This window comes from Nocardia sp. NPDC023733 (assembly GCF_040639775.1).
Lineage (GTDB): Bacteria > Actinomycetota > Actinomycetes > Mycobacteriales > Mycobacteriaceae > Nocardia > Nocardia rosealba.
The window spans coordinates 462,841-480,253 of sequence record NZ_JBFAAN010000003.1; the positions used below are offsets into that span (position 1 = coordinate 462,841).

Here is a 17,413-nt window from a genome sequence, read left to right on the forward strand (position 1 = left end):
CGGCTATTCCCCGCTCTGCGCGTCGTCGGTCAAGGAAACGAAGATCTCGACGGTGCGTTCGTCGGGGTACTGCTCGCAGTCGCCGGTGTAGGCGCGCACGAACTCGCCCGCGGCCTCGGCGTCCCACACCTGCCGCCACAGGGCGACGATGGTGTCGCCGATCTCGTCACCGTGCGCCACGAACCGCGCGTAGCGGCCCGCCGGAATCCGCGCGAGCACATCGCCTACCTGCAGGTCGGCAAGGGTTTTGCATTCGTAGCCGACGATATGGGTGAGGTAGGAGTTGATCTCCGGAGCGAAGTCGACGTAGCCCGTCGCGAACGGTCCGGGTAAGTCCTGTCGTGCCCGTAGCCGCTGCCACGCTTCCACCACTTTGGCGCGTCGCGGCCCCTCCACAGCGAGCGCCGGACTGCGCAGCACTGTGCCCGCGATCAGCATCTCGGGACGGTCAACGACATTGAAATCCACCTGCGTAGCCCCTATGTCTAGTCTCGTCGTCGCTCGAGCGCACATCTTCCCGCATGGATACGACAGGTTCCGCGCCGGGATTCCGCCGGCGCCCGACTCCGGATGCGCACTGGCCAACGATGTTGCCATGTTCGTGCAGATGTGTGGTCACGCCTGTCCAATCCGTGATCTATCGCGGCGCCTCACCACCCAGTCCGGGGAACCATTCGCCGGGTGTACTCGGGCTCGGAGCGGGCGGGATGATGATGATCGGCGCCGGATTGCGTGGTGTGTCGCTCGGCGGGTTGAGGATGTCGAAGCCACCGCCACCGCCACCGCCACCGCCACCGCCACCGCCACCGCCACCGCCGCCACCGGACGAGGGCGGCGGGGCAGGTACCAGTGACCCGCTGCCGCCCAACGGCGGAGTCGGGAACTCCTCCACCGGCGAACCGGCGAGCGCGGAGTCCATCGTCTGCTTCCAGATGTCGGCGGGCAGCCCCGAACCCCAGATCGGGTTGCCGCGTCCGTCGCGCAACGGTTGCGGATGCTCGGTGCCCACCCACACCGCTGTCGACAGCGACGGCGTGTACCCGACCATCCAGGCGTCCTTGTTGGCCTTGGTCTCACCCAGCTGGGTCGTCCCCGTCTTGCTCGCCGACGGCCTGCCCCCCGCCAGGCCGTGCCCGTTGGAGTAGTTGGCGATCGGTTCCATCGCCCGCGTGGTCGCGTCGGCGATGGCCGGGCTGATGCGCTGCTCCGGCTCCGGAAGTTGTTTGCCCCTGCGGGTTTCCGGCGGACCACGATCGAGCAGCACCCGGCCGTTGCCGGTGGTCACCCGCTGCACGAAGTACGGCTGCCGGTACACCCCCGACGCGGCGAGGGTGGCATACGCCGATGCCATATCGATCGGCCGAACAAGATACTGCCCCAACACGATTCCGTTGAGCGGCGGCTCGCCGTTCTCGGTGAGCGTCTCGCCCTCCACCCCCGGGATGTGCTCGGGGATGCCAGCGAGATGGGCGGCCTGGGCCACCGAGCGCGGCCCGTCGGCCATCGTCATGGTGAGCCGGTAGAAACTGGTGTTGAGCGAGCGTTTCAGCGCCTCGGCCAGCGAACACCGCCCACACGAGTCACCGTCCACATTGGAGATGGTCGTGCCACGGTCGGTGATGGGTGAACTGTCGATCGCCCGCGTCACCGGGATGCCCTGCATCTGGGCGGCGACGAGCGCGAAAACCTTGAAGGCCGAACCGGTTTGCAGCGGCGCCTGGGCGAAGTCGAATCCGGTGCCGTCCTCGCCGCCGTAGTAGGCGCGCACCGCACCGCTTCGAGGATCGATCGACACCACGGCCGCCCGCAATTCCGGTGGCTGCCAAGAGGATCGGGCTCGCACGCTGTCGACGGCGCCCGCCTGCGCGACCGGGTCGATGGTGGTGGTGATCTGCAGGGCGCCGGTATTGATGTCGGCGTCGGTGAGTCCGGCGGCGCGCAGTTCCCGCAGCACCATGGTGCGGATGTGGCCCTCGGGGCCCGATGTCTCGGGCTCGGTCGCCACGTCGTCGAGGGCCAGGATCGGCGGGAACACCGTCGCGTCACGGTCACCGGGGGCGAGCACGCGCATCTCGACCATCCCGTCGAGCACGTACTGCCAGCGGGCGCGCAACTGGTCGAAGTGGGTTTCCGGGTCGAGCACCGAGGGCGAACGGATCACCGCGGCCAGCACGGCGCCTTCGGCCAATGTCAGTTCCGGCACCGGCTTACCGAAGTACGCCTTGGCCGCCGCCGCGATACCGTAGGCGCCGCGCCCGTAGTAGATGGTGTTCAGGTACGCGGCGAGGATCTCGTCCTTGCTCCACTGCCGCGACATCTTCGCCGCGATGATGAGCTCGCGCATCTTGCGGGTGACGGTGCGTTCGGAGCTCAGGAAGGCGTTCTTCACGTACTGCTGGGTGATCGTCGACCCGCCACCGGCGTTGTCGTGCCCGGCCAGGTTGTCCCGCGCCGCGCGCAGGAACCCGCTCGTGGAGTATCCGGCGTTGGTGTAGAAGGTGCGGTCCTCGGCCGCGAGCACCGCCTCCCGCACGTGCATCGGCACCTCGGTCAGCGGAATCGGAATCCGGTTGCCTTGCGGCGGAATGATTTTCGCCAGCACCGTGGTGCCGTCGGCGGCCAGCACCGTCGCCGGTTGCTCGACGGCCACTTCGCCCGGTTCGGGGATCTCCGAACTCCAGTACACCGCGAAGAACAGCAGCGCGGGCACACACACGAAGATCACGAACAGCGCGAAGACCAGCCGCCGGATCCGCTGTGCCCTGGTGCGCGGCGGGCGGGGTTCCGGGTCGTCGTCGCCCGCCAGCCGGGCAGCCTGGGCTCGCCGGGCCGCCCCTTTGCGCGGCTGCTGCTCGCGCAGAGGATCCCGGAAGCCCGCGATCGAGGTATACGGCACGTCCTCGTCGGAACGCCCGCGCCTGCCGGCCACGACCATCTCCTCCCGTCGGTGCAGGCGACTTTACCCGCCTGCACCGGCACAACCCGGGAGGAGCGCGCCCGTCAGCTCTTCACGCCGCCCGCGGTGAGGCCGGAGATGATGCGGCGCTGGAAGATCAGCACCATGATCACCAGCGGTACGGTGACGATCACACCGGCCGCCATGATCGCCGCGTACGGCTGGACGAGCGGGTCGTTGCCGGAGAAGCTCGCGATGGCGACCGTCACCGGCTTGGTCTGCTCACCGGAGAGCAACCGGGCGAGCAGATATTCGTTGACCGAGGCGATGAACGCCAGGATCGCGGTGGTGAACACCGCGGGCGCCGCCAGCGGCAGCATGACCAGCCGGAACGCCTGCAGCTTGCTCGCACCGTCGATGCGCGCGGCTTCTTCGAGCTCCCAGGGCAGTTCGGCGAAGAACGACGCCAGGATGTACACCGTCATCGGCAGTACGAACGAGATGTTCGGGATGATCATCGCCTGGTACTGGCCGATCCAGCCGAGGTCGGTGAACAGCTGGAACAGCGGCGTCACCAGCACGACGGCGGGGAACATCGACGCCGACAGGATCAGCCCCGAAACCAGGTACTTGCCCGCGAAGGTCATCCGGGCGAGCGCGTACGCGGCGAGCACGCCGAGCACCAACGCGACCACCGTCGTCACCGAGCCGATGATCACGCTGTTGAGCAGCGCCTTGCCGAAGTCGTTGCCGCGGCTGGTGTCGAAGGCGTTGCGGAAGTTCTCCAGCGTCACGTGGGTCGGCCACGGAGTGCTGTCGAAGGTGTGGGCCGGGTCGCGGAACGCGACCACGGCCATCCAGTAGAACGGTCCGAGCCCCCACACGAGCACGATCGCCACACCGAGGTACAGGCGAACGGTTCCGAGCCGTTTCCGCCACGAAACCGACTGTTCCGCAACGGGTTTGCGTTCGACGGTGGGCTCTTTGGTCATCGAGATGCTCATCAGTTCGCCTTCCGCTGCTCTTCCTGCGTGCGAACGGCGTTGGCGCCCAACACCTTCACCAGCAGGAACGCGATCGCGAACACCAGCACGAAGGTGATCGTCGACAGGGCGGCCGCGCTGTTGGGACCTTGGCGCACTTGGTCGACCACCAGGATCGACAGGGTGCTGGTGGCCGGGTTCGCGCCGGTCATGATCGCGGGCAGGTCGTACATGCGCAGCGCGTCCATGGTGCGGAACAGCACCGCGACCAGCAGTGCGGGCTTGAGCAACGGCAGCGTGATGTGTACGAACCGCTGCCAGGCCGACGCGCCGTCGACCTTGGCCGCCTCGTACACGTCGTTCGGGATCACCTGCAGCCCGGCCAGGATCAGCAGCGCCATGAACGGGGTGGTCTTCCACACGTCGGCCACGATCACCGCGAACCGCGAGGCCCACACATCCGAGGTCCACAGGATCTCGGTGCCGAGCACCCGGTTCACCACGCCGTCGTACTGGAACATGAACTCCCACAGCCGCGCGGTGACAGCGGTGGGGATGGCCCATGGGATCAGCACCGCGGCTCGCAACAGCGCCCGGCCACGGAAGGTCTTGCCCATCACCATGGCCATGCCGAGGCCGAGGGTCGCCTCGATCGTCACGGTCACCACCGTGAAGAACAGGGTGACCCCGACCGCCGCCCAGAACTGCGACCCGAGCGTGCCGGTCGGGCACGACACCGTACCCATCAGCGAATTGCATTGCTGCAGTAGCCAATGGGTGTAGTTGTCGAAACCCGCGCTGCCGCCCTCGACGAACATGCCGGTGGCCGGGTCGATGCCGGCGTCCTTGCGGAACGACATCCACAGCGCCTGGAACACCGGATAACCGATGACCACGGCCAGTGCGACCATCACCGGCGTCACGAACAGCCACGCCCGCCGCGATTGCCTCAGTTGCAGCGCTAGCCCGCGCTGCTTGGCTCCCGAAGGATCCGACACCGTTTCTACTCTCCTACGGTCTGGTCGGGTCCGCTGCGCGTACCGCTACGAACCAGCGGTCTCGATGCCCTTTTGCATGCCTGCGACTGCGTCGTCGACGGACTTCGTGCCGTTCAGGGCAGCATATGCGTTGTCCTGGATGGCCTTTGACACCGCCTCGTAGAACGGCGAGACCGGTCGCGGCACCGCGTTGGCGATCGACTCCTTCAACGCGGGCAGGTACGGCATCTTCGCGATCAGTGCCGGGTCGTCGTAGAGCGAGGTACGCACCGGCGGGAAGGCGCCTTGGGCGACGATCTGCTGCGCCTCTTCGCTGACCATGAAGCGAACGAAGTCGGCGGCGGTGGCCTTGTTCTTGGAGAACGCGCTGATCGCGACGTTGTAGCCGCCGAGGGTCGAGGCGCCGACATCGGTCTTGCCGGGCAGCGGTGCCACGCCGAAGCGGTCCTTCACCGACGAGCCCTCGCCGTTGGCCTGGCCGTACAGGTACGGCCAGGTGCGCAGGAACAGCAGCTTGCCCGACTCGAACGCGTTCGCGCTCTCGCCTTCCTTGAAGCTGATGGCCTCTTTGGGGATGTCGCCGCGCTGGTAGGCGTCGACCAGAACCTTCAGCCCCTCTTTGGATTCGGGGCTGTTCACGGTGGGGGTCTTGCCGTCGGCGCCGACGAAGCTGCCGCCGTAGGCGTTGATGACCTCGGAGGTGTTCACGGTCAGGCCCTCGTAGGGGAACAGCTGACCGGCGTAGCAGCCGATGTTGTTGTCGCGCGCGATCTGGCACTGGGCGAGCATCTCGGACCAGGTGCGCGGCGGGTTGGGAACCAGGTCCTTGCGGTAGTACAGCAGGCCGCCGTTGGTGTTGCGCGGTGCCGCGTACAGCTTGCCGTTGTAGGTGGCGCTGGCGACGGTCGGCGCGAGCAGCGGCGCGGTGTCGATGGCGAAGCTGCCCTCGAGCGGCTGGATCCAGCCCTTGGCGGCGAACTCCGCGGTGTAGGGCACGTCGAGGGCGACCACGTCGTAGCCGTCCTGCTTGGAGCGGAAGTGCTCGGCCATGTCGTCGCGCTGCTGGTCGGCGTCGGCCGACTGCTCCTTGAACGTCACCTGCTCGTTCGGGTGCGCGGCGTTCCAGCGGTCGATGAGCTGCTTGACCATGCCGGTCTCGGAGACGTCCTTACCCTCGACGTAGGTGATCGGCCCACGCCCGGTCAGGTTCTGGTCGAGGGCGTTGCCGCCGTTGTCACTCGAGCAGGCGCTGGCGAACGATGCGGTAAGCAACGCAATCGAGGCAGCAGCCATCGTCGCTCTGGGGACAAACTTCAAGGCCATCGCAGACACTCCAGGGTCGAGACAGTGAGCAGCAGCACAGTGCGTCGGTGCAGGGGCAAACATACAGGATTTGTGGCGGCGCGGGCGCCGCGTGTTCGCGGCCCCGCCGGTCCCGACGATCAGGTACCGTTGCTTGCTCCTTCGTCGCCTACGCAACGGCACCTGATCGTCGGGACGGCCGCGAACCGCCGCTGCGCGGCGATCCCTCCTCGAGGTCGGGATGTGGTGGCGGGGAGTGCGGTTATGCGTGCTGAAGTGTGTCGGTGTGGTGGCCTACCCTCGATCGGGTGACCATTGCATCGTCGGCGGGGCCGGACCGGATGCTCTCCCGGATCGGTGGTTTGCTGCGCAAGGCCGAGGCCACCGACAACGAACACGAGGCCGAGGCCTTTCTCGCGGCAGCACAACGGCTCGCGACGAAGTCGTCGATCGATCTGGCGGTGGCGCGCTCGCATGTGGCGCGGCGCGAACGCAGGTCCACCCCGGTGCAGCGGATCATCCCGATCGGGGAGCCGGGGCGGAAGGGGTTGCGCACCTACGTGCAGTTGTTCGTCGCCATCGCCACGGCCAACGACGTGCGCTGCGATGTCGCGCGCACCTCCACGCAGGTCTACGCCTACGGTTTCGAAGCCGATATCGACGCCTGCGAGGCGCTGTACGCGAGTCTGCTGGTGCAGATGGTGCGGGCCTCGGATCACTACATCAAGTCGGGTGCGTATCGCGAGGCCACGGTGGTGAAGGTGGTCGCCGAGAAGCGGTTCGGCCGCACGGTCCGTCGCAGGGTGCAGGCCCCGGTCGCCGGTGTGACGGCGCGACTGAATTTCCAGATGGCGTTCGCGGCGCGGATCGGCGCGCGCCTGGCCGAGGTGAAGGCCGAGGTGGTCGCCGAGGAGTCGGCGGTCGAGTCGACCGGAACCGCACTCGCCCTGCGCGACAAGGAACTCGCCCTCACCGACTTCTACACGGCCACCTCGGAAGCGCGTGGCACCTGGCGAGGACCGCAGACCTCCACCGGCCACTCGGCCGCCGCCCGGCAAGCGGGCGACCGGGCGGGCCGCAACGCCCGCCTCGGCCCCGCCACCGAACTACCTGCCGCTCGCGGCAAGCTCACGGGACGATGAATCGCGACGATGTTTCCCGTCCGGCTCCGCGGCGCGACACGCAGCGGGCGCGGGTGTACGACGCCGAGCAGTTGGTGCGTGGTGTCTTCGATCGCGCCGAGGAATTCGGGCATCGCACTGTCGATATCTATGGTTCGCAGGTGACCTTGCCGGTCGAGCGGCGATTCGCATCGGTGGAATCGGTGCAGAGTTATGTCGACAAGGTGCTTACGCTGAATTGGGTTCGAGCCCGATGGGATCGGGCGGTGGTTTCCGTGCGGGTCCGTGCGCGGGCGGGCACGGCCGCGGCACATTACGAACGTGCCGCTGCCGTGCTCGCCGTCCCACTCCATACCGGCGCCACCGCATGGGCGTTGCGCGAACTGGTTGTTCTGCACGAACTCGCCCATCATTTGGCGCCGACCCCCGACGAAGTGTCGCACGGACCCGAATTCTGCACTCGCTATGCGGAATTGGCCGACGGCGTGATCGGTCCCGAGGCGGCTCTGCTGATCCGGGCGACATTCGCCGGTTGCGGAGTCCGCTTCGGGTGAGCCTCGATTACCGGCCCCCGGTGCTGCCCGGGGCGCTGCCGCGCCCGCCCTGTCCGCTTCCGCGCGGACCGGTCGAGGTGCAGGACTTGCTGTCCGTGCAGGGTGAACCGCTCGTCGAACCGCCACTCCCGCCACCGCCGAGCGATCCCCGAGCAGCGACGAAACTCGACTGCGCGGGGTCTGGTGTCGCTGCGGCGGCCACGCCGACCCCCATCACGCTGAACGCGGCGATCATCGCGGCGGCAATTGCTGTTCTCATTGTTTCCCCTTCGTTCTCGGCTACGAGTCGATCGTGCGGGAAGGGGTCTAATGAATTCTCAACGGCCGCTTGTAGATAAGGCTCGAGGCCCCGGTGCAGGCGCACCGGGACCTCGATTGGACGGGTGTTGCCGATCAGTCCTCGGTGACCTGGACGTCGACGTCGATATTGCCGCGGGTCGCGTTGGAGTACGGGCACACCTGGTGTGCCTGGTCGGCCAGCTGCTGCGCTTCCTCGCGGGTGAGGTGGGGAAGGGTGACCTCGAGGGTGACGGCGAGCTGGAAGCCGCCCTTGTCGTTCGGGCCGATCGAAACCTGCGCACCCACAGCGGAATCGGCGATATTCGCCCCTGCCTTCTTACCGACCAGGCGCAGCGCGGAGTGGAAGCACGCGGCGTAGCCGGCCGCGAACAGCTGCTCGGGGTTGGTGCCCGCGCCGTCACCGCCCATTTCCTTCGGCGGGGCGAGCACCACGTCGAGCTTGCCGTCGGTGGTGCGGGCGGAGCCGGTGCGGCCTTCGCCGGTGGCAAGGGCTTCGGCGGTGTAGAGAACCTGCATGGGGAGTCTCATTTCTCGATGAGGGAATCGGTCAGTTTGCGGAGCAGAGTGCGAAGGGCCGCGGCTTCGTCGCCGGTCAGACCCGCGGCTTGCGCCATTTCCGTGGGGATGGCGCAAGCTCGGGCGCGCATGGCCCGCCCGTGATCGGTGAGCACGATGTCGACGCGGCGTTCGTCGTCGGCCGCGCGCCTGCGTTGCACGAACCCGGTTGCTTCCAGCCGCTTGAGCAGCGGAGACAGAGTGCCGGAGTCCAGATCGAGCGCCCTGCCGAGCTCGCCGACGCTGCGGCCGTCGCGTTCCCACAGTGCCAGCATCACCAGGTACTGCGGGTAGGTGAGCCCTAGTTGTTCCAGTTTCGGACGGTAGACCGCCGTCATCGCTCGCGAGGCCGCGTAGAGCGGGAAGCACAGCTGCTCGTCGAGGGTGAGTCCGTCGGTCATGAGAAAACCGTAGCGCACAATTAAGTTGTGTGCAACCAAATTGGGCCGATGGCTACCCTCGGTGGCCGAGGCGGCTAGGAGTGGCGCCTACGGACCGGAGTCGGCAGCTGAACCGTCCTCGAGCAATGCGCGTACCCGTTCATGCCGCCGCATCCACCACTGGGCCCGCTCGGCATCCGGATGCCGGTATCGATCCATCGCCGCGGGATCGGGTTCCGGCGCACTGGTCGGCACCGCCAACCACCCGTCCACCGGTCGCAGCGAATCGGCAACGAGATCGCCCTCGAACAGCGCGAGAGTGCCGAGCCCACAGGCGAATTCGAGCTCCGGCAGCGTCCCGGCCAGAGCGATCTGGGCTGCCAGCCCCACACTCGTCTCCAGTGCCGACGACACCACCGTCGGCAGCCCGGCGGCCTCGGCAACCGCGAGCGCCCGCCGCACCCCACCCAGCGGCGTGCATTTGAGCACCGCAACATCCGCCGCGCCTGCCACCGCAACGCGCAACGGGTCCTCCGCCCGCCGGATCGACTCGTCGGCCGCGATCGGCACCGAGACCCGCGCCCGCACCTCAGCGAGTTCCTCGATGCTCCGGCACGGTTGCTCGACGTACTCCAATCCGCCTGCCGCCGAATCAAGTTCCCGAATTCGCCGCACCGCTGTCTCGACATCCCACGCCGCATTGGCGTCGACCCGGACGGCGCCGGAATCCCCGAGCGCCGCCCGCACCGCCGCCACCCGCGCCAGATCTTCGGCCGACGAATCAGGATGATCGGCGACCTTCACCTTCGCTGTCGCACAACCGGATTCACGGACGATTCGCGCCGCACGCTCGGGATCTACGGCAGGCACAATGCAGTTCACCGGCACCCGCTCCCGCATCGGCGCAGGCCACCCGATCGTCGCCTGCTCGACAGCGGTAGCCAACCACCCCGCCGCCTCCCGATCGTCGTACTCGGGAAACGCGCAGAACTCTCCCCACCCGTTCTCCCCGCGAATCAGCATCCCCTCGCGCACGGTGATCCCCCGAAACCGCGTACGCAGCGGAATCGCGTAAACAAAGGTCTCGAAGTCCACGCCATCACCCTAAGCGTTGCGCAGTGTCGGAGAGGGTGACCTGCTCTGCCTACTTGTACGCCGGACCGTAGAAGTCAGGTCGCAGACCAGACCGCGGAAACGGGCGCGGTCGGGTACGGCGCACCGGTGACGGGTCTCGGCCGTAGCCGAGGACGACCGTCGGCGGCGGCATCCGAGTGGACGCCGCCGGCGACCGCATTCACAACCTTTCGATGATGGTCGCGTTGGCGAGCCCGCCCGCTTCGCACATGGTCTGCAAGCCATAACGCGCGCCACGCTGGTGCAGGGCGTGTACCAGGGTGGTCATCAGACGTGCCCCGGAGGCACCGAGCGGGTGACCGAGGGCGATGGCACCGCCGTTGACGTTCACCTTGCTGAGGTCGGCGCCGGTTTCCTGCGCCCAGGCCAGGACGACGGGCGAGAACGCCTCGTTGATCTCGATCAGGTCGATGTCGGACAGGTCGAGGCCCGCCCGGCGCAGCACCTTCTCGGTCGCGGGGATCACCGCGGTGAGCATGAGCAACGGGTCGTCACCCGCGACGGCGAAGCTGTGCAGCCGGGCCAGTGGGCGCAGGCCGAGCTGCTCGGCCCGCTCGCCCGACATGATGAGCACGGCCGAGCTGCCGTCGCTGACCTGGCTGGCGGAGGCGGCGGTGATCTCCCAGCCGATCTGCGGGAAGCGCGCCGCCATGGCCGGGTCGTAGTAGGCGGGCTTCAGCTTCGCCAGCGTCTCCAGTGTGGAGCCGATGCGAATGCCCTCGTCGGCGGTCAACCCGTTCAGCGGGGCGAGTTCGTCGGCGAAGAGTCCATCTTTCGTTGCGCGGGCGGCCTTTTCGTGGCTGTTCAGCGCGAACTCGTCGAGCTGGGTGCGGCTCAGCCCCCACTTGGCGGCGATGAGCTCGGCGCTGATGCCCTGCGGGACCAGGTCCTCCGGATACCGTTCCGCGAAGGCGACCCCGGACAGATCGGCGGCCCCGACCGCACTGGCGCCCATCGGGACTCGCCCCATGGACTCGACGCCTGCCGCGACGACGATGTCGTACGCGCCCGCGATGACGCCTTGGGCGGCGAAGTGGATGGCCTGCTGGCTGCTTCCGCACTGCCGGTCGACGGTGGTCGCCGGCACCGACTCGGGGTACCCCGCGGCCAGTGCGGCCCGCCGGGTCATATTCACGCCCTGCTCGCCGACCTGGGTGACGATGCCGCCGATCACGTCGTCGACCAGCGCCGGGTCGATGCCGCTGCGCTCGATCACCGCGCGCAGGCTGTGCGCGAGCAGGTCGACGGGATGGACGTCGTGGAGTGCGCCGTCGGGTTTGCCCCGGCCGATGGGGGTGCGTACCGCTTCGACGATGACCGCGTCTCGCATGGGAGCCCTCTTCCCTCTGGCTATATCAGACAATAGCCAGATTAGACGCTAACTATCATTTGCTCAAGTCAGGGAGGCGTATGATGTCGGCTATGGCAGCGGTGATGGAAGGACCCTTGGCCGATCTGAGCAGGTGGGAGACCGAAGGCTGTTCGATCGCCAGAGCCATGGAGCTCATCGGCACCCGCTCGGCCGTTCTCATCCTGCGTGAGGCCTACTACGGCACCACCCGCTTCGACGGCTTCGCCCGCCGCGTCGGCATCACCGACGCGGCGGCGGCGAGCCAGCTCCGCAAACTCACCGCGGCGGGCATCCTGGAAAAGCGCCCCTACCAGGAAGAAGGCAAGCGCACCCGGCACGAGTACGTCCTCACCCAGATGGGCAGGGACCTACTCCCGGCGGTCGTGGCGCTGTGGCAGTGGGGCGACACCTATCTCCAGCCGGGCCCGGCGCCGCTACTGCGCGTCGATACCGAAACCGGCGAACCGGTCCGGGCGCGGCTCACCACACCCACCGGCGCACCGGTCGAACTCGAACAGCTCACCGTTCGCGTCAACCCGGACTACCTGCGTGCCCGCAAGAAGGCGGGCCGCCGACCGGAGGGCACCGGTGCCTGATCGGTACGACGACGGAAGCCGACCGCACCGATGATGCGGTCGGCATGTCAGGCCGATCAGCGCAGCCGCTGACCGTTCTCCGTGCTGAAGAAGTAGAGGTTCGCCGGATCGGTGGACAGCGACAGGCGCTCGCCCTTGGCCGGTGGGTTGCGCCAATCCACCCGCGCCACAAGGGTTTCCCCGGACGTGCCGCTCGCACCGGTGGAGAGTGCTCGGCCGTAGACGTAGGCGTCGGAACCCAGTTCCTCCACCACGTCCACCTCCATCTGCATCCCCTGACCGTCGACCTCGAGATGCTCGGGGCGGATGCCGAGCACGACCGAACCCTCACCCGCGTCGGCCACCGCGCGCGGCACCGGCACGGGGTAGCCACCGATGGTGACGGTGCCGTCGGTGACTGGCAGGGTGAACAGATTCATCGCGGGCGAGCCCATGAACCCGGCCACGAAAACATTCGCAGGGTCCCGGTACAGGTCACGCGGCGACGCGCACTGCTGCAGCAGGCCGTCCTTGAGCACGGCGACGCGGTCGCCCATGGTCATGGCCTCGACCTGGTCGTGGGTGACGTACACCGTCGTCGTCCCGAGCCGCCGCTGCAGCTGGGCGATCTGGGTGCGGGTCTGCACGCGCAGCTTGGCATCGAGGTTCGACAGCGGCTCGTCCATCAGGAACACCTGCGGCTGCCGCACGATCGCGCGCCCCATCGCCACGCGCTGGCGCTGACCACCCGAGAGTGCCTTGGGCTTGCGGTCCAGGTATTCGGTGAGGTCGAGCAATTCGGCTGCCGCGCGCACCCTTTCGTCGCGCTCGGTCTTGGACACCTTGGCCAGCTTCAGCGCGAAACCCATGTTCTCCGCGACCGACATGTGCGGGTAGAGCGCGTAGTTCTGGAACACCATCGCGATGTCGCGATCCTTGGGTTCGGCGTGGGTCACATCGTTGTCGCCGATGAGGATGCGCCCGCCGTTGACCTCCTCGAGGCCGGCGAGCATGCGCAGCGAGGTCGACTTGCCACAGCCGGAGGGGCCGACGAGGACGAGGAATTCGCCGTCGGCGATTTCGAGGTCGAGGGCGTCGACGGCGGGTTTGCCCGCACCGGGGTAGAGCCGGGTGGCGCCTTCGAAGGTCACGGTAGCCATGCGTAGATCATTCTTCCCATCCCGGCAGGAACGTGCCGGACGATCCGAGAACAGGGTCGGCTCGGATCGTAGCGGCCCGGCGCTCCGGACGTGCTGCGGTAGCCTCGGTCCCGGAGCCCACCGAGTACCGAGGAGCGCGGTATGAGTCGTCCAGTTCGTATCGGAGTCCAGCTTCAGCCCCAGCACGCACCGGATTACGGGCTGATTCGTGATGCGGTGTTGCGGGCCGAGGACGCCGGGGTGGACATCGTCTTCAACTGGGACCATTTCTATCCGCTCACCGGTGATCCGGCGGGCGCGCATTTCGAATGCTGGACCATGCTCGGCGCGTGGGCCGAGCAGACCGAGCGGGTCGAGTTCGGTGCGCTGGTCACCGGCGGCGGCTATCGCAATCCCGATCTGCTCGCCGATATGGCGCGCACGGTCGACCGGATCAGCGGCGGCCGGTTGATTCTCGGCATCGGTGCGGGCTGGTTCCAGCGCGACTACACCGAGTACGGGTACGAATTCGGTACGGCCGGTAGCAGGCTGAACCTGTTGAAGGACAACATGTCCCGGCTCACCGCCCGCCTGCGCGTGCTCAGCCCGCCGCCGGTGCGTGACATCCCGATCCTCATCGGTGGCGGCGGCGAGCGCAAAACGCTGCGCCTGGTCGCCGAGTACGCCGACATCTGGCATTCCTTCGTCGACGTGGAGACGCTGGCGCACAAGAACAAGATCCTGGCCGAGCACGCCGCCGCCGTCGGCACCGACGAGAGCCGGATCGAACGGTCGGTGCAGTGGCAGGGCCGGGCGCAGGCCGAACAGTTGCGCGCGGCGGGTGTGAGCCTGTTCACCATCGGCGTCTCCGGTCCCGACTACGACCTCGCCGAGGTGCGCCGCGCGATCGAGTGGCGCGACGAAGTGAACCCGGAATTACTGGAAGGCCTCGCATAAAATCTTTGACCTGCCCGGATGCACCACACCAGGCGCGGGTGGCGAGTGGGGACACGGGCGGGCATTAGGGTCTATCGGCATGGCAGGTGTGCGTGCTGTGCGAACCCGGGCGCGGATTGCCGCGCTGTTGCTCCTCGTCGGCGTGGCCGCGACCGGATGCGGTGGCTCCGGTGGCGAGACGTCGACGGGTGACCTGTGCTCGCCTCCGGGCCAGAGCGCGGCGGCCGCGGCGCCGACCAATCTCGCCTCCTCCGAGACTGCGGGCACCGACCGCTACACGACCCCGACCACGGTGCCGCTCGAGTCGATCGACACCAGCAAGCTCGGCCTGCTCAGCCCGGGCAAGCTCAGCGTCGGCACCCTCTCGGACGCGCCGCCGAGCATCTGTGTGAACGGCCAGGGCACCTTCACCGGTTTCGACAACGAACTGCTGCGTGAGATCGGCGCGAAACTCGGCCTGCAGGTGGAGTTCTCGGGCACCGAGTTCGCCGGGCTGCTCGCCCAGGTGGCGGGCAAGCGCTTCGATGTCGGTTCGTCCAACATCACCACCACCGATGCCAGGCGCGAACTCGTCGGCTTCACCAACGGCTACGACTTCGGCTATTTCTCGCTGGTGGTTCCGCAGGGTTCGGCGGTCAAGGGCTTCGGTGATCTGAACTCGGGTTCGCGGATCGCCGTGGTGCAGGGCACCGTGCAGGACGAGTTCGTGGTGAACCAGCTGCGCCTGGACCCGGTGAAGTTCCCCGACTACAACACCGCGTACGCGAATCTGAAGTCCGGCCAGGTCGACGCCTGGGTCGCCCCGTCGGCGCAGGCCGAGGGCGCGATCAAACCCGGCGACGGAATCGTGGTGTCGGAGAACACCTTCAGCCTCGACAACTTCGTCGGCTACGCGGTGGCCAAGAACAACCAGCCGCTCATCGACGCCCTCAACGCGGGCTTGGACGCGGTGATCGCCGACGGCACCTACGCGCGCCTCTACGCCGACTGGGTGCCGCGCGAGCTGCCACCGGGCTGGAAGCCGGGCTCCAAAGCCGCACCGGCGCCGCAGCTTCCGGACTTCGCCGCCATCGCCGCGAGCAAAGACCCCGGCGAAGCCGAAGTGGCGCAACAGAAATCGACCCTCCAGCAGTTGAAGGACACCTTCTTCGACTGGTCGCTGTACACCAAGGCCTTCCCCGACCTCATCAAAACCGGTCTGCCGAATACGCTGATCCTGGCCGTGGTTTCGGGTGTCCTCGGCACGGTGCTCGGCATGCTGCTCGCGGTGATGGGAATCTCGCGCACCCGCTGGTTGCGCTGGCCCGCCCGCGTGTACACCGATATTTTCCGCGGCCTGCCCGCCGTGGTCATCATCCTGCTGATCGGGCTCGGTATCGGCCCGGTGGTTCGTAATGTCACCGGCGGCAACCCGTACTGGCTCGGCGCGGTGGCGTTGGCCTTGCTGGCGGCGGCTTACATCGGGGAGATCTTCCGGTCCGGTATCCAGTCGGTGGAGCCGGGTCAGCTCGAAGCGGCCCGCGCGATCGGGTTCGGGTACCGCCAGGCGATGACTCTCGTGGTGATCCCGCAGGGTGTGCGCCGGGTGCTGCCCGCGCTGATGAACCAGTTCATCGCCCTCATCAAGGACTCCTCACTCATCTACTTCCTCGGGTTGCTCGCTTCCCAGCGCGAGCTGTTCGCGGTCGGCCGCGACCTCAACGCCCAGACCGGCAACCTGTCCCCGCTGGTCGCGGCGGGTCTGATGTATCTGGTGCTGACCATCCCGCTCACCCACCTGGTGAACTACATCGACCGCCGGATGCGCACCGGAAAACCGGTTCCCCCGGTCGATCCGCTCGAACAGGCCGTCATCACGGAAGGCCGGGGCGCATGACCGCCACGCCCGCCCGCGCTTGCGAAGGAGTTACAGCTCGATGAGTGCATCCCTGACCGGTACCGGCCTGCATCTGACGCTGGGCAACAATCACATCCTGCGCGGCGTCGATATCCACGTCGACGCGGGCCGGACCACCACCGTCATCGGGCCGTCCGGTTCCGGCAAGTCGACCCTGCTGCGGGTGCTCAACCGCCTGCACGAACCCGATTCCGGCGACATCCTGCTCGACGGCGAATCGGTGCTGCGCGAGAACCCCGACCGGTTGCGTCAGCGCATCGGCATGGTGTTCCAGCAGTTCAACCTGTTCCCGCACAAAACGGTCGCCGACAATATCGCCCTCGGACCGCGCAAACTGCGCGGGCTCTCGACCGAGCAGGCACGGGCGCTCGCGGTGGAGCAGCTCGAGATCGTCGGCCTTGCCGACAAGGCCGACGCGCGACCAGGTTCGCTGTCGGGTGGGCAGCAGCAGCGCGTCGCCATCGCCCGCGCCCTAGCCATGAAACCGGAACTGATGTTCTTCGACGAGGCCACCTCCGCGCTCGACCCCGAGCTGGTGAAGGGCGTGCTCGCGCTCATGGCCGACCTCGCCGCCGGCGGCATGTCGATGATCGTGGTGACCCACGAGATGGGGTTCGCGCGCAGCGTCTCCGACAGCGTGGTGTTCATGGATCAGGGCCAGGTCGTGGAGACCGGCGCGCCCGGCGAACTGTTCGACGATGCCAAGACCCCGCGTCTGCGCCGCTTCCTCGATCAGGTCCTCTGACCAGCACGAAGGGCTCGCAGCAACGTATGCGCAACTGCTAATGTCGGGAGAGTTGCAAGCTCGATTCGACCCGGAGGAGAGCAGATGACCACCGCGCACGCCGAACATCCGCAGCACACCCACGTCCACGGCCCCACCTGTGGGCACGTCGCCGTCCCCCACCAGGACCACGTCGACTACGTCCACGACGGGCACTTGCACCGCGAACACGAGGGCCACTTCGACGAGTGCGAACCCTCGTCACACGTCGCCTGCTCCAACCACGACCACGTCCACGGCCCCGGCTGCGGGCACGTCGCCGTCCCGCACAACGACCACGTCGACTACATCCACGACGGGCACCGCCACGCACCCCACGACGGGCACTACGACGACCACTGACCGCCCCGGCACGCCGGCCGCAGCCACTGCGGGTCTTCGAGGATGTCGCTGAAAGCGAGGGCGGCTGAACCGAGACATCGCCGTCGAGGCTGCCGTCGCGGCCGAGACCGGGGTTGCGGTCGGGATCGCCGGTTGAGCGATCGCG

At 67.7% G+C, this 17,413-nt stretch carries 17 protein-coding genes; 7 read left to right on the forward strand and 10 right to left on the reverse strand.

Annotation, left to right across the window (positions count from 1 at the left end; translation table 11 throughout):
* Positions 1 to 3 precede the first annotated feature (3 nt).
* From AB0F86_RS17575 to AB0F86_RS17595, 5 genes are all read right to left on the reverse strand, one after another.
* Entirely contained in the window at positions 4 to 468 is a 465-nt protein-coding gene (locus AB0F86_RS17575) for a GyrI-like domain-containing protein (RefSeq protein WP_181699760.1), read from the reverse strand.
* Between the two features lie 169 nt (positions 469 to 637).
* Positions 638 to 2,935 carry a transglycosylase domain-containing protein gene (locus tag AB0F86_RS17580; protein WP_356985451.1) on the reverse strand — a complete coding sequence of 766 codons (2,298 nt, stop codon included), beginning with the start codon at positions 2,933 to 2,935 and terminating at the stop codon, positions 638 to 640.
* 65 nt (positions 2,936 to 3,000) lie between these two features.
* The gene (locus AB0F86_RS17585; RefSeq protein ID WP_356985555.1) at positions 3,001 to 3,888 is read right to left on the reverse strand and encodes a carbohydrate ABC transporter permease; all 888 of its coding nucleotides are present in this window, start codon (positions 3,886 to 3,888) and stop codon (positions 3,001 to 3,003) included.
* 11 nt (positions 3,889 to 3,899) lie between these two features.
* Complete coding sequence (locus AB0F86_RS17590; RefSeq protein WP_181699764.1) at positions 3,900 to 4,877, reverse strand: sugar ABC transporter permease; 978 nt, start codon at positions 4,875 to 4,877, stop codon at positions 3,900 to 3,902.
* A gap of 45 nt (positions 4,878 to 4,922) precedes the next feature.
* Positions 4,923 to 6,200: an ABC transporter substrate-binding protein gene (locus AB0F86_RS17595; RefSeq protein WP_181699767.1), complete on the reverse strand. Its 1,278-nt coding sequence runs from the start codon at positions 6,198 to 6,200 to the stop codon at positions 4,923 to 4,925.
* Positions 6,201 to 6,520: 320 nt separating this feature from the next.
* On the opposite strand from AB0F86_RS17595, the gene AB0F86_RS17600 reads away from it, so the two are divergent.
* Entirely contained in the window at positions 6,521 to 7,321 is an 801-nt protein-coding gene (locus AB0F86_RS17600) for a DUF2786 domain-containing protein (protein WP_181699864.1), read from the forward strand.
* Positions 7,318 to 7,854 (forward strand): TIGR04338 family metallohydrolase, encoded by a 537-nt coding sequence (locus AB0F86_RS17605; RefSeq protein WP_225281576.1) that lies wholly within the window; start codon positions 7,318 to 7,320, stop codon positions 7,852 to 7,854. Before AB0F86_RS17600 ends, AB0F86_RS17605 begins: the two co-directional genes overlap by 4 nt.
* A gap of 393 nt (positions 7,855 to 8,247) precedes the next feature.
* Here the strand turns inward: AB0F86_RS17605 and AB0F86_RS17610 are convergent, their stop codons facing one another.
* From AB0F86_RS17610 to AB0F86_RS17625, 4 genes are all read right to left on the reverse strand, one after another.
* Positions 8,248 to 8,670, reverse strand: a complete 423-nt coding sequence (locus tag AB0F86_RS17610) for an organic hydroperoxide resistance protein (RefSeq protein ID WP_181699774.1) — start codon at positions 8,668 to 8,670, stop codon at positions 8,248 to 8,250.
* Positions 8,671 to 8,678: 8 nt separating this feature from the next.
* Positions 8,679 to 9,110 carry a MarR family winged helix-turn-helix transcriptional regulator gene (locus tag AB0F86_RS17615; protein ID WP_356985452.1) on the reverse strand — a complete coding sequence of 144 codons (432 nt, stop codon included), beginning with the start codon at positions 9,108 to 9,110 and terminating at the stop codon, positions 8,679 to 8,681.
* An 87-nt stretch (positions 9,111 to 9,197) separates the two neighbouring features.
* On the reverse strand, positions 9,198 to 10,184 hold the full coding sequence (locus tag AB0F86_RS17620; RefSeq protein WP_356985453.1) for an o-succinylbenzoate synthase: 987 nt from the start codon (positions 10,182 to 10,184) through the stop codon (positions 9,198 to 9,200).
* 199 nt (positions 10,185 to 10,383) lie between these two features.
* The gene (locus AB0F86_RS17625; protein ID WP_356985454.1) at positions 10,384 to 11,553 is read right to left on the reverse strand and encodes a thiolase family protein; all 1,170 of its coding nucleotides are present in this window, start codon (positions 11,551 to 11,553) and stop codon (positions 10,384 to 10,386) included.
* Positions 11,554 to 11,633: 80 nt separating this feature from the next.
* On the opposite strand from AB0F86_RS17625, the gene AB0F86_RS17630 reads away from it, so the two are divergent.
* The gene (locus tag AB0F86_RS17630) at positions 11,634 to 12,170 is read left to right on the forward strand and encodes a helix-turn-helix domain-containing protein (protein WP_356985455.1); all 537 of its coding nucleotides are present in this window, start codon (positions 11,634 to 11,636) and stop codon (positions 12,168 to 12,170) included.
* A gap of 56 nt (positions 12,171 to 12,226) precedes the next feature.
* On the opposite strand, the gene ugpC is transcribed toward AB0F86_RS17630, so the two are convergent.
* Positions 12,227 to 13,309: a sn-glycerol-3-phosphate ABC transporter ATP-binding protein UgpC gene (gene ugpC, locus AB0F86_RS17635; RefSeq protein ID WP_356985456.1), complete on the reverse strand. Its 1,083-nt coding sequence runs from the start codon at positions 13,307 to 13,309 to the stop codon at positions 12,227 to 12,229.
* Positions 13,310 to 13,450: 141 nt separating this feature from the next.
* On the opposite strand from ugpC, the gene AB0F86_RS17640 reads away from it, so the two are divergent.
* The 4 genes from AB0F86_RS17640 to AB0F86_RS17655 all read left to right on the forward strand — a co-directional run bounded on the left by AB0F86_RS17640 (position 13,451) and on the right by AB0F86_RS17655 (position 17,268).
* Positions 13,451 to 14,245 (forward strand): LLM class F420-dependent oxidoreductase, encoded by a 795-nt coding sequence (locus AB0F86_RS17640; protein WP_067497643.1) that lies wholly within the window; start codon positions 13,451 to 13,453, stop codon positions 14,243 to 14,245.
* A gap of 79 nt (positions 14,246 to 14,324) precedes the next feature.
* Positions 14,325 to 16,121 (forward strand): ABC transporter substrate-binding protein/permease, encoded by a 1,797-nt coding sequence (locus AB0F86_RS17645; protein WP_356985457.1) that lies wholly within the window; start codon positions 14,325 to 14,327, stop codon positions 16,119 to 16,121.
* Between the two features lie 40 nt (positions 16,122 to 16,161).
* Positions 16,162 to 16,887 carry an amino acid ABC transporter ATP-binding protein gene (locus AB0F86_RS17650; RefSeq protein WP_181699789.1) on the forward strand — a complete coding sequence of 242 codons (726 nt, stop codon included), beginning with the start codon at positions 16,162 to 16,164 and terminating at the stop codon, positions 16,885 to 16,887.
* 84 nt (positions 16,888 to 16,971) lie between these two features.
* Positions 16,972 to 17,268: a hypothetical protein gene (locus tag AB0F86_RS17655; RefSeq protein ID WP_067497651.1), complete on the forward strand. Its 297-nt coding sequence runs from the start codon at positions 16,972 to 16,974 to the stop codon at positions 17,266 to 17,268.
* Positions 17,269 to 17,413 lie beyond the last annotated feature (145 nt).